Origin of the sequence: Bacteroides cellulosilyticus DSM 14838 (assembly GCF_000158035.1) — a bacterium.
Classification (GTDB): Bacteria; Bacteroidota; Bacteroidia; order Bacteroidales; family Bacteroidaceae; genus Bacteroides; species Bacteroides cellulosilyticus.
On the sequence record NZ_EQ973492.1, the window covers coordinates 153476 to 165878 of the forward strand.

Annotated in this window: 7 protein-coding genes; all 7 read right to left on the reverse strand. The window is 55.7% G+C overall.

Annotation, left to right across the window (positions count from 1 at the left end; translation table 11 throughout):
• Nucleotides 1-7: 7 nt before the first annotated feature.
• Nucleotides 8-1051, reverse strand: a complete 1044-nt coding sequence (locus tag BACCELL_RS18650) for a DUF2776 family protein (protein ID WP_007213544.1) — start codon at nt 1049-1051, stop codon at nt 8-10.
• An 82-nt stretch (nt 1052-1133) separates the two neighbouring features.
• Nucleotides 1134-3014, reverse strand: a complete 1881-nt coding sequence (locus BACCELL_RS26140) for a helix-turn-helix domain-containing protein (protein WP_081450834.1) — start codon at nt 3012-3014, stop codon at nt 1134-1136.
• A gap of 87 nt (nt 3015-3101) precedes the next feature.
• A complete protein-coding gene (locus BACCELL_RS18660) occupies nt 3102-4127 on the reverse strand; it encodes a hypothetical protein (RefSeq protein WP_044154121.1) in 1026 nt (341 codons plus the stop codon).
• A 130-nt stretch (nt 4128-4257) separates the two neighbouring features.
• Entirely contained in the window at nt 4258-4947 is a 690-nt protein-coding gene (locus tag BACCELL_RS18665; RefSeq protein WP_044154122.1) for a DUF3575 domain-containing protein, read from the reverse strand.
• A gap of 89 nt (nt 4948-5036) precedes the next feature.
• Entirely contained in the window at nt 5037-7640 is a 2604-nt protein-coding gene (locus BACCELL_RS18670; protein ID WP_044154124.1) for a hypothetical protein, read from the reverse strand.
• A 222-nt stretch (nt 7641-7862) separates the two neighbouring features.
• Nucleotides 7863-10499, reverse strand: a complete 2637-nt coding sequence (locus tag BACCELL_RS25790) for a leucine-rich repeat domain-containing protein (protein ID WP_007213553.1) — start codon at nt 10497-10499, stop codon at nt 7863-7865.
• Nucleotides 10500-10588: 89 nt separating this feature from the next.
• On the reverse strand, nt 10589-12403 hold a 1815-nt coding region (locus BACCELL_RS18680), incomplete at its 5' end, for a leucine-rich repeat protein (protein WP_044154125.1).

Sequence of the window (12403 nt, forward strand, 5' to 3'; positions counted from 1 at the left end):
TTTATCATCAATTGGACGTTCCGCTTTCCAGAATGCTGACGATGGAGAACAGCGTGAAACAGATGCCGCCTAATCCTGCCAATACGCGTGCGGGAACAAAGTAGACATCATTCAGTGTTGTCATTTCAAACAGAAAAGCAGAGAGGAAAAGACAAGTAAGCGCGGTGAGCACCGGAATGAGCGGAATTCGGTTCGCCAGCTTAAAGACGTTCCGCCAAATAACAGCCAGCAGAATTACTTTGCTGGATATGCTGTAACAAACTAAACCCAGACCTATCATAATGTATCCGGTGGAAGACTTGCCCGGGTCGGCATTCGTCAGCACCCAAAGTCCCCACAGGATACTCAGTGTACCCATCACCAATACGAGGGCGGGCCACCATTTCCGTTCGGCACCACTATAAGAGTTACGTATCTGCCGGACAATGGTAGCAACCAGTGCAACCAGGCTCGTACAGATACATGCCAGTCCGGCCATTACGTGTCCGGCCACATAGTAAGCGGTGTGGATATCGCTTTGTCCCAATAACCAGAATGCCCAAACCCATGTGATGACGGCGAACACAACAGCCAGAATGATGAGTATGTCCGCCTGTGCCGAAGAGAATGACTTGGCAGGTACGGCATGGTCAGTCTTCTTGGAATTTTGCGTGATGAAGGTGAAGCGGGTGGAAGAGGTGGCGGTAGTGGCTACACATGCAGTGATGAAAGCTACTCCGCAGATGACATGTCCCGCAACGAAATGGGCCACCGTACTGCCGTCATTAATGTATGTCATTCCACCGATGAAACACACCACGGCAGCCAGATAGCCGATGATGGGCAGGGCATATTTTGCCGCCGTACTATACGTGTGGATAATTTGCCGGATGATGGTACCTGCCGTAGCGAACAGCGCAATACATATCATTCCTAAAGAGAAGACCACGGGCCCCGCAACGAATCGGTTCGTGTCCGTCCCCATGTCGAGCACAAAGGCTCCGTAGCCGAAACAAAAAAGGGCCATCAGCAATGGGATAGCCCTGAAAAGGATACTAATACCGTAATTCATAACTGTTATCGTTTTTAAGTTTCCCCTTCCAACAGTATTCCTTACGGTTTGTTTTCGGTTTTAATATTTGTTCACCACAGATTTATTTCTCAAAGATGGCATTCCTGTATTCGTTGGGCGTCATGTCATAGCGTTCGCGGAAGAGGCGGTGGAAGGTGGACGCATTGGGCAATCCACATTCTTCGGCGATGTGACTGATGATATATTCGGGGTGCTCGCGGATGAGCTCAACTGCGTGTTCCAGGCGCAGGTTGTTGATATAGGCGGTAGAGCTTACTCCGGTACACTGCATCAGGATGACGTTGAGGCGAGTTCGGTTTGTGCCCGATAGCATGCACAAGTCGTGGCGTGAGAATTTAGGATCCAGATAAGGAGACTGTTTGCTGAGTATGCCTTCCATTAGATCAAATATCCGGCGGTTTTCTATCTGTTCCAGTGTGTTGTATTCTCGCTTCGGTTCATTATCTTTTTCTTCATCATCTTCCGTTCCATGGTCTTGCAGGTCCGGCATGTTGTCTTCTTGTCTGCATTCGGCAGCGGTTTTCATTTGTTCTATCTTCTGTTGCAGGGCGTTGATGGTGTCGCGGCTTTCGCTCAATCGCTTTTTGCTGTTCATTTCTTCGTTGATGCTGCGTGCCATTGCCCGGTTTTTGCGGCGTATGTTGAGGGTGTATCGGACAATGAGCGCCAGGCCGGCGCATAGCAACAGCATGATGCAGATGGCTGAGATGAGGAGGATATTTCGTTCGCGCAGTTCGTTGGCCTGTTGTTGCAGCAGGGCTTCCTTTTCGGTGGTGTCGTATATGGCGGCGAGCTCTAGGGCGGTGTTGCGTTCTTCGCGTTTTTTGATGCTGTCGCACAGTATGGACAGTTGTTTATAGTAGTGGGTTGAACGGCGGTAGTCGCCTTTACTTGCGTAGGCTTCGCCTAATGTGCGCTTAATGGTGACCATGTGATAGTTCACGCTGTCTCTCTGACTGATCAGGAATTGCTCGCGGGTGGCATTCATACGGATGATTTCGTCGTACATACGGCGATCAAAGAGGTAGGGCATGATGAGGTAGTTGTCGCGGCTGTGTACGTGACTTACGGTGAGGAATTTCTTGTAGAATTCTTCTGCTTCTTTGTGGCGTCCCAAGCGTTGCAGAACTACGGCGCGATGGGCGTAGAGGGCTTTGAGTTCTTTCTGTTCGAGCCCTTGCATCTGGGGTTCGCCGCCCTGTTTACGGGTGACTACGGACTGGAGGGCGTCGAGTGTGCTGAGGGCTTCTTCGTACAGTTTGTCCCTTTGCAGCATCACGAGCAGGGTGTTGTAGTTGTAGCGCAGGTTGTCGTACTTGTATTCGTAATCGGTGTGGAGCATCAGATCGACGGCTTGGTGCATGTACTCGTAGCCTTGGGACTTGTTGCCCTGGTAGTAGATCATCTTTCCCAGATTGAAGAGGGCAATGGAGTGCATGGGTTGGTTTCCGGTGGCTTTTGCTTTGTCCAGCAGGAGATTGACACATTCGGCTTTCCCGACTTCGTTGTGCAGGCAGTCGTAGGTGGAGATAAGGCGGTGGAGCTGATCCATATATTCATCGTCGTTCTGGCGTATGGAGTCGCTTTCGAGGGCACGGCGATAGTTTTTTAGGGCGTGGCGGTAGTGACCGTTGTTGAAGTAGAGGTCGCCTTCAGTGATGTCTAAGCGATGGGTGGGGAGGAGTTTGCGGATGCGCAACTCGTCCATGATACGGCAGGCCAGGGGAAAGTTGGAGAAAGTATAACGATAGACATTGTCATCGGTGAGGAGGCTGTCGGGCAGGGCGACGTCAGCGGCAATGGTGTCGTTAAGGGCGTTAAAGTTGCTTTCGGACGCGTGCAGAGTGGTGCGGGCCAGACAAATAAGGAGGCAGGACAGCAGGCAACTGCCGAGTAAACGGTAGTCAAGAAAGCGACAGTGGAATTGTTCTTGTCGTTTCATTAAAAGTTTTGATTAAAGTTGATGTTGTTGTCTTGCGGAGACAAAGATACGTTTTGTGTGGGAGAAAAGCAAGGGAAGAGGAACTTTTTAGAGTCCCGTTCCTCCCTCGTTCCATCCGGGTGTCCAAGGTATGATGGTACCGCTCACTTGGTCTATACCGAAGTTGAGGGTGGCTGCCAGGCGTAGGGTAGTGGCTGTGGCGGGCGGGTTGAAGCCGGAGAAGAGGGAGGTGACGTCTTGCTCGTAGCTCAGGGTGGTGCCGTCCGCGAGGGTGGCGGTAATGAGGATGCGTTGGCCGGTGGCTGAGGAGTCCGTGCCCAGGAGGCGGAAGGTACCGGTGGCTTCGGGGTCGGTGGGGAGGGAGGCGTCCAGTTGCGGGTTGGTGAGGAGGTAGTAAGGGGCCTTCGCGTTGGCACGTAGACTGGGGGCCGGGGAGTTTGTTTGGGTTGGGGCTTCGGCGGTGGTTTGGGTTGTGACGGTCGTGTAACGTTGTTCCAGCCGTGCGGTGCGGCTGACGCCTTCGAGGCGGGCGGTGATGACGGTAATGGATGATGCGTCGGCTCCCTGCAGGCGGACGTCGAGGCGGACGAGACGAGTGCGGGGTGCGGGGGTGAGGGCGGTTTGAATGGTGCGTCCCGAGGTGACGGTGACGGGCGTGGCGTCAGTCAGCACATCGGGGGCTTGGGGAAGCCGGCCGTCTGGGTCGAGGAGGGGGAGGCTGATGGTGGTGCCGTTGAGGGTGAAGGCGTCGGTGCCGAAATATTCAGTGTTGCTGCCATCGGTGGGGAGGGCGCAGAGGAGATTGTAGGTGCCGGCTTCTACGTCGACAGGTTGGCCGTGGAGGACGGTGGCAACGATGCGATCCTCACGGGTGGGATCGGTGAGGATGGCGGGTAGCAGAGGGTTGGCGACGCCGGGGGCGCTGAGCAAAATTCGGCCGGGATTTTCGATGGGTTCGCCGTCTGGGTCGAGGAGGAGTTCGAGGTAGTGGTGTTTACTGCACGAGGTAAACAGGAGCGCCGACAGGAGAGCTATTGTAAGTGCGGACAGGATTGCCGACGGTAGTTCGGATTGGGTGGTGAGCGGGTGGGTGGCGTATTGTTTTGTTTTCATATTATTTTTCTTGCTGTTTTCGAGTTATTGTTTTCTTTTTGTTTTCCGGCTGTTGCTTGGGGTTTTCCGGTTATGGCTGTTGTATTCTTCCGCTGCTGAGAGGGGCTCGGTGGGCGGAATGGGGATGTTTTCAGAATCGGTAGACGAGTGCGACGTCGAGTGCCGTCAGTGTGAAGCGGTTGTGGGTGCGGGTACCGAGTAGCCGGTTTTGGGCGGCGGGGGCGTACCAGGTGTATCGGTCGTAGTCTTGGTACTGATATCCCAGGGCAAGTGCGGCGTCAATGGCCCAGCGGCCGCAGGGGTCAAGTGCGAAGGAGTATCCAAGGAGGATTCCGGCTGATATGAGGTCGCCCTCGCGTCCCGGGGTGCCGGCGGTGAGTAGCTGCTCGTTGAAGTGGGTGTAGCGCAGGTCGATGCCGAGGTAGGCGCCGCGGGAGGAAGAGATGTAGATGTCAAGATTTGGGTGGGAGGCGGAGTTTCTGTTGGTGAAGGGGCGGAAGTAGCGACGCAGTTGCAGTCCGGCGGTGCTGAGGCGGGCGGCGTGGGTGCGGTGGCTGAGCGACCAATTTCCGTATGAGCCGTCGAGGCCTACCTGCCAGCGGCGGCCGAGGGTGAGGTCCATGCCGAGCGAGGGGCTGCCAAAGGCCCATAGCAGGAGGTTGCTGCGCAGGGAGAGGCGGGGAGAGGGCGAGGAGGTGCTGATTGTTTCGCTACTGCTGATTGCTGTACTGTTGCTTTGTGCTACGGCACAGTTGTTGCCTGCTGCTAGAATGATGGCGGTGGTAGCGGCGATGATGAGTTGTTGGATATTCTGCTTCATATTGTTTTCATTTTCTAATGATTATAATTGGTTTCATCCGGGATTTTTAATCCGGTCAGTTTCCCGGATGCTGCTGTGCTGTAGCGATGCTACTGCTCCCCTTGATAGCTCCATTGGATGATGGGCGGGGCGAGGATAACCTTCTTTGTGGCATCCGTGCTGCCTACGGTGTTTCCGGCTGCTGCGTCGAGCGTGGCACCCCAGATGCCGGCAGCGGTCCAGTTGCGCTTCTGCGCATAGATGTTACCGGTGGTGTTTACCATCACCGTGGAGACATTTGTGAGGGTGGTGTTGCCTGCGGTGGTGACTGTACCGTTTTCTATGATGGGGGCGGTGATATTAAAAGTGCAGTCATTCCTTATTTCATTGTCCAGTGCAAAAAGAGGCTTAGTGGTGGTGGTGACGCCTTCGGCTGTATCTTTATCGGCACCGGTGACGAGCAGTTGCTGATAGCCTGTACCCCAATAGAAGCCGAATCCGGTGGGCTCACCGTTCGTGTCGGTGTTTCCTGTGCTGCTGCTTTCCTTGAAGGGGGAGACGAGGCCGGAGAGGGTGGGGGAGAGGTCATTGTTACTTTTTTTGTTTTCTGTGATTAGCCCGATGGTAGTGGCATCACCGGAGTTATCGTTTTTTGTAGCGTTTACAGCGTAGGCAGAGGCGATGATGCTGCCGTAGTTGCTGCCGACAAGGGAAGCGGAAGTGTTACTACCGAACGTGTTGCCGGAGGTATAGCAACCGAACAGGATGGCGTTAGAATAGCATCCTACCAGACCGCCATGGTAGCCGGTGCAGCCGCTGAGGTCGCAGTTGCGTACGTAGCATGCGGTGATGACGGAGCTATTGTAACCTATCAGACCACCACTGTAGCTGGTGCCGGATACTTTGCAGTCGGTGGCGTGACAGCGGGTCAGAGTAATATCAGTCTGAGAGGTTTCACCTATCAGGCCACCGGTCTCATTGCCGCTCACTGCGCAGCCGGTGGCGCTACAGAGAGAAACGGTGGTGCCATTAGCGCAGCCTCCGATAAGGCTACCGGTCTTATTATTGTTGTTCATATTCTTCACCCGTGCGTCCTTCATGTGGAGGTTGTAGATGACGGCTCCGGAGGTATAGCCGAAGAATCCGGCGTTTTTCAGTGTTGATGTGTTGATAGTCATGCCGGTGATGGTATGACCATTGCCGTTGAAATGGCCTTTGAAGGAGGTGCTGGTACCCTCGTTGCCAATGGGTGTCCAGAGTTCGGTATTGCCTTCGTCTGGTATGTCATTGAAATCTTTATCGGGCAGTGTGCCGCCAGTGCCGGTGGCGGGATCGTATCCCGGAGTGAGGTTGATGTCGGTCATGAGGATGTAGTTGGCAGAAAGGGAGTACTCATAATTTTTACCGTCGGAGTTGGTATAATTATAGTCCCCGTCTGTATTTTTCACACCTATCTTGCGCAGTTCTTCCTCGTTGTAGATGGGGGTGTATCCTTGCGGCACGGTGAGTAAGTTTCCCTGGTCGTCCCACTTCATATCCTCGTCGTTGCCGTCGAGGTCTCCGTTGGCAGGGATGGCGGTGCAGGCACCGGGCAGCAGACTGAGGCGGTAGGTGTATTGGCGGGCTATGTAGAGCCTGCGTCCGCGTGCGGAGGGATCGGCTGCGTCGGGGGCGGTGTCGCCTGCGGGGATGGTGACAGTGACTTGAGTGCCTCCCGTGACGGTGTTCAGACCGGTGTCGGGATCACGATTGACGGTGCCGCCCAGGGTGACGGTGAGTGAGTGGAGGTAGAAACTGCTCTGATAGCTTGCGTTGAGATTGAGGCGGGAGATGGCTTGCCATTGGCACGCGCCGTTGCCGGCTTCGGTTGCATCGGCAATGGGGGTGAGGGGCAGGGTGTGATTCAAGGCGTCTTCCGAATAAATGGTTGCCCGGATGGCATTGACGGGGGCGCTCAGCTGATTAGTGATGCCGGAGATGTTGATGATGGCGTTGCGGTGCTGGAAGCTTGCGGTGAGAGTACCGTCGGAGGCGAGGTTGAGGGCTCCCGGTGAGGGCTTGAGGGGATCGTTGGCGAGGGTTTGATTACCGGACTGGCTGCTGTATAGGGCTGTCAGTGCATCGACATAGGGTGGGGTGTCGGGGGTGTCGGGGGCGGTGGTGAACAGGGAGCCGCGTTCGGCTTGAATATAGGCCTTCAGGGCCGCTTCGGGGGCGGACTGGGAACTGCTTGCGATGTAGGGGGCAGTCTGCCCGTTGTAGAAGGCGAGGAGCTCGAAGTTGCCGTTTTGAGGAGTGGACATGGCGGGGCTGATGATCCACCGGGCGGTGGAGGTGGCGCTGCCGTCCTGCTGTTGCAGGGTGGCGGTGGAGTAGGCGATGGCATTGCTGTTGTCGGCATCAGTGAGTACGATGTGAATCACGTCATCGGAGATGAAACGGGTCTTCACGAGGCCGGTGTAGCCCTTGTCATCGGTTCCGTCGGAGCGGGTGCGGGCGGCGGTGGGGATGGTGGTAATCCCGTCTGTTGGCGTCAGGATTTCTGCCAGGAAGTGTGTGAGGGCGATGCCGCTGTCGTTGTCACCGTCGAGGTCGTCGGGGTGGCAGGCGCTGAGGCTTAAGGCAAGGCTCAGGACAAGGCTCAGGCTCCGGTTGAGGATGAGGTTGAGGATGTGGGCGTGGCGCCGTTGGGTGAAAGGGGTATTCTGTTTCATTGTGATGCAATTAATTCTGGGGTTATCGATTTTTTCTTTTTTCACCACGGAGTTTAACAGAGTTCTTCGTCTTTTCTCTTTTTTCTCCCTCTGTACCCCTCTGTGGTGAATGCTGATTATTGTGCTCCGTTCGCGGTGGTGACGCTTTCGGCCTGTTCCTTTTACTCGGTTTTTATCATGTTCGCTATAAGGAGCTGAACCGAGTTGTCTTCATCTCTGCTGTCATTTGAAAGTGATGCTGCGGAAGGTGAAGGTGTAGGAGTCGGTCTCATCGGAGCTGTTTATCTTGGTCGGTATCTTGAGGTTGACCAGTGGACCGTTCTGCGAGGTACCGTCGGTGTCGTAGCAATACTGCTTCAGGGCGGAGTTCAGCAGGAGGTCACAGTTCTTGAAGGTCTCGGGGTCAGTGGAGTTGTCGAAGGCGGGGAAGAACATGGAACCGTAATCAGTTCCCAGCTTCTCTATCTTCGTGACGCTGGAGATGTCGAGGCTCTGAAGGGCGATGCAGCCGTAGAAGGCTCCGCTCCCGATGCTTGTCGCCTGCGGCATGCTTGCTGTGGTGAGGGCTTTGCAGTCGGAGAAAGCTCTGTTCCCGATGCTTGTCGCTTGTAGTATGTTTACTGTGGTGAGGGCTTTGCAGTTGTTGAAGGCATCGTTCCCGATACTTGTCGCCTGCGGCATGCTTGCTGTGGTAAGGGCGTTGCAGCCGGAGAAGCCATAGTTCCCTATGCTTGTCACCTTCGGCATGCTTACTTTGGTGAGAGCGTAGCAGGCGGAGAAGGCGCCACTCCCGATACTTGTTGCCATTGGCATGTTTACTGTGGTGAGGGCAGCGCAGTTGAAGAAGGTATAGTCCCCGATGCTTGTCGCCTTCGGCATGCTTACTGTGGTGAGGGCATAGCAGGCGGAGAAGCCGCTACTCCCTATGCTTGTCACTTGCGGCATGTTTATTGTGGTGAGAGCTTTGCAATTGGAAAAAGCTAGATCTCCGATGCTTGTCGCCTTCGGCATACTTGCTGTGATGAGGGCGTTGCAGCCATTGAAGACGCTGTGCCCGATGCTTGTCGCTTGCGGCATACTCGCTATGGTGAGGGCTTTGCAGCCGAAAAAGGCGTTGTTCCCGATGCTGTTTGCCATTGGCATGTTTACTGTGGCGAGGGTAGAGCAGCCACTGAAGGCGTATCCCCCGATGCTGTTTGCTATTGGCATGTTTGCTGTGGTGAGGATTTTGCAGTTTTGAAAGGCGCCTTCTCCGAGGGTCTCTGTCAATAGTATGCTTGCTGTCTTGAGGGCATCGCAGTTATTGAAAGCGTATCTCCCGATGCTTGTTATTTGTGGCATGCTTACTGTGGTGAGAGCTTTGCAGCCGGCGAAAGCAAAGTTTTCGATGCTTGTCGCCTTCGGCATACTTGCTGTGGTGAGGGCTTCGCAGTAGTAGAAGGCTTTCTCTCCGATGCTTGTTGCCGCAGATAATTCCACGCTACGTAGCTGGTGGTATTTCTCAAGAGCACCGGTGCCGGTGTTTTGCTTCGGCAGTGTGGTCACGTCCTGCAGTGTCAGGTCGATGTAGCCGTTGACGCCGTTGTAGTTGCTGTTGCTCGGGGTGTAAATCACGTTCAACGCTGTGCGCACGTTCGTCAGCACAGTGGCGTCTTTCGTGGTGCCACTGAAGTTATCCGTTCCGCCTTTTGTCACCGTCCAACGGGGATTGACGTTGGTCAGCTTTCCTGTTCCATGGATGGCGTCATCCAGCAGACCGTCGGCTGTCACCATTCCCTGCAAGTCCACTTCGTTACCGCCGGAGGTGAGGGAGTAGTCGAGTGTGAACTTGTCCTGTGCTTTGGTTAGCTTGGCTTGGGCAACGAGGTTGTTGTCCAGTGGCAGGCTGTAGTATATATAGAAAGGTGTCTCTCCCACTATGGCTTCCAGATCTTTCACGTTGTCCGTGGCTTCGGTGGGCTTCTGCTTCAGTAGGGGCAGGTGGAAGAGAGCGGTGCCGTCCGTGGCGGTGGCGGGCCGGGAGGAATAGTCGGCGATGACGTCGATTTCTAAGTCATATTGGTTGGTCTGATTGTTATATCCCTTTCCCCATCCGGTGGTTCGTAGCGTTAGGTAAGTTCCCTGAGGGATACCAGTGACTTCTACGAGTGCCGTCTGTCGCTTCCATTGGGGGGCGGGGAGGTGGACGATGTAGTTTTTCTGTGCGAGATCGTCGGCCGTCAGTTTCAGGTCGAAGGGGATAGTGCCGGTGGTGGCGCTGATTTCTTCGGAAGTGCCGGTCAACGGATCGGGGATGCCTCGGTAGGTGTATTGGGCGCGTATGGAGCGTGTGCCGGTGGGGACGATGACGAGCGAGGGCGTGGCGGTCCACTGTGAGGGGGTGGTCGGAGTGGCTCCGGTGGCTTCAGCGGTGCAGGTCAGGGTTTGTTGTGAGGTACTTCCGGAGGTGTCGCCGGTGGAGAGCTGGGCCAGGATGAGGCGTGCTTCGATGGCGGCGGTTCGGGCCTCGTCGTCGGCTGTGGAGGGAATATCGGATTGAGCTTCCTGGGCGGAGATGCTGTAGTAGGTGAGGTTGACGGTGACTTGGTCGCCTGCCTGCCAGCATCCGGTGGTGGTGCTGGTGCGGGTGGCGGGGACGGACTCTCCCGACTCGACGTTTTCTCCTGCGTATCTGGGCTTTTGGCCGAGGGAGATGAGGAGTGCGGGGGCATCGGGGGTGCCGCCGTTGGAGGGTGCGGGGGCGTCGGGATGGACGGGTGTTATGAGTTCATCCCGGGTACAGGCGGTAGGCAGTATGAGGGTGAGGCTCAGGGTTGCCAGTGCGAGGGTGAATGTGGTGGGTATGAATTTCTTTTTCATTGCTATGCTGTTTATTGGGTTATGAGTTCAATGGATACGCGGACGATGCGGATAAAGCGAACGTGCTGCTGTCTTCATCTCTGTTGCCGTCATTTGAAGGTGATGCTCCGGAAGGTGATGGTGTAGCTGTAAGGGGCGCCACTACTATCATGGCCCTCTATCTTGAGTTTTACGAGTGGACCGTTCTGCGAGGTGCCATCGGCGGCATAGCAGTATTGTTCCAGGGCGGAATTTAGCACGAGGTCACAGTTGGGGTAGGCGCCGCTGCCAAAGGCACTGAGCAGGTAGTTTTGTTCTGAAGTTCCTAAGTTCCATATTTGGGTAACGCCGGAGATGTCGAGGTTTGTTAAAGCTTGGCAGCCAATAAAGGCGTTTTTCCTGATGGTCTTTGCTGATGGTATACTTGCTGTGGTGAGGGATTCGCATTTGTAGAAGGCGTATTCCTCGATGTCGGTCACTGCAGGCAACTCTATGTTGCGTAACTGCTTGTAGCTTTGGAAAGCGCCATCGTTGTTGTATGTTGGCAGTGTGGTCACATCTGTCAGCATTAGGTCGATGTAGTTGGGGCCGGTGTAGCTGTCGTTATCCGGAGTGTATATCTTGTTCAGCGCCGTGCGCACATTCTTCAATACTGTCACGTCTTTGCTGTCGGTGTTGCTGCTGGAAGTGGCCTCTGTGCCTCCTCCGGTCACCACCCACATTGGATTTGCAATGCAGAATATGTCCGGATTTAGCTCCGTCAGACCACTGGCGATGCCCGGGCTTCCGCCTGCCGTCTCTCCTCCTTCTCCGTTCCCGTCCTCAAATCCGGAGATTGTGATGCCGTTGGGGTCGATGTAGGCCATGTCTCCCTTCACGTGTACGGTGAGCGTCAACATCTTTCCGGGCTGTGGCACGGCGTTGATGGTAGCGCTTGTAGGCCAGGTAACGGAAAGCAGTTCGCCTGTGGAGGTGGTAAGTACTGCCACGCATGTGCTGCCCGGAGTGAGCCGGTTGGTGCCTGTGGAGCTTTCACTGGTGTTCGTGCCGGGTGTCAGTTCGCCGAAGATGACGATCTGCTGGCTGACGGCTGTGTATTGGCAGGTGGCCGTGGCGTCGGTGTAGATGATACTGCCGGGATCCGTGCCGGGATTGGCTTGGATGCCGTGCGTCACAGTAGGGGCGTATTGAGTGGTGGGGCTGTCGCCTGTCATAGTCAGGGGGCAGGATGCGTTGTTAACCACGGTTCCTTGTCCGGCGTTGTAGAGTTTCAGCACCAGGCGCAGGGCAGCTGTGGTGTAGGCGGGGTTGATGGTGGCGATGCCTGCCTTTTTGTCTGCGGAGAGAGTGATGCCGGTCCGTTCTTTGTCCGTGGCGGAGGGGATGCTGACGTCGGGATTTGCGGGTACTTCGGCACCGTACTTCATCCGGGTGCGGAAGGGGACGTAGACATTGGTCGTGGCATCGTCAGCAGTGCCGCTTGTACCGCTGATGTCTGCGGGGACGTTCATCAGTACCGGTGCGGCGGTTTCCTCGATGCGTAGGTCGGCTTGTTCAGTGGGGATGACGGGGATGTGGGTGTTGGCGGAGGTGCCCGTGGACGTCTTCAGCTTGAAGTATTGCGAGCTGGTGCCGCTGCCGGAGGTGTTGTCGTTGCGGTCTGCTATTTCGTAGTCGGCGGAGGCGGTCAGGGTGGTGGTGCCGTCGGGTGCCTGGTCGTAGCGCCTCAGGGTGAAGCTGCTGCCGCTGACATCGAACTTGATGCTGCCGGTGGTGGCGTTGGCCCGGGTTACCGTGCCCGTTGCGGGCAGGCTGACGGTTGCGGCCAGTGGCACCGGTGTGGCGTCGGGGTTACTGTTGTCGTCGTCGTCCAGTTCGCCGGGGGTACAGGCTGACATCAGTCCGAGGGCGAACAGGATGAGGGT

What these genes read in the sequence shown, in the direction of transcription:
- BACCELL_RS26140 (WP_081450834.1), bottom strand. Translation starts at nt 3,014, where the DNA reads ATGAAACGACAAGAACAATTCCACTGTCGCTTTCTTGACTACCGTTTA.
- BACCELL_RS18660 (WP_044154121.1), bottom strand. Translation starts at nt 4,127, where the DNA reads ATGAAAACAAAACAATACGCCACCCACCCGCTCACCACCCAATCCGAA.
- BACCELL_RS25790 (WP_007213553.1), bottom strand. Translation starts at nt 10,499, where the DNA reads ATGAAAAAGAAATTCATACCCACCACATTCACCCTCGCACTGGCAACC.
- BACCELL_RS18650 (WP_007213544.1), bottom strand. Translation starts at nt 1,051, where the DNA reads ATGAATTACGGTATTAGTATCCTTTTCAGGGCTATCCCATTGCTGATG.
- BACCELL_RS18665 (WP_044154122.1), bottom strand. Translation starts at nt 4,947, where the DNA reads ATGAAGCAGAATATCCAACAACTCATCATCGCCGCTACCACCGCCATC.
- BACCELL_RS18670 (WP_044154124.1), bottom strand. Translation starts at nt 7,640, where the DNA reads ATGAAACAGAATACCCCTTTCACCCAACGGCGCCACGCCCACATCCTC.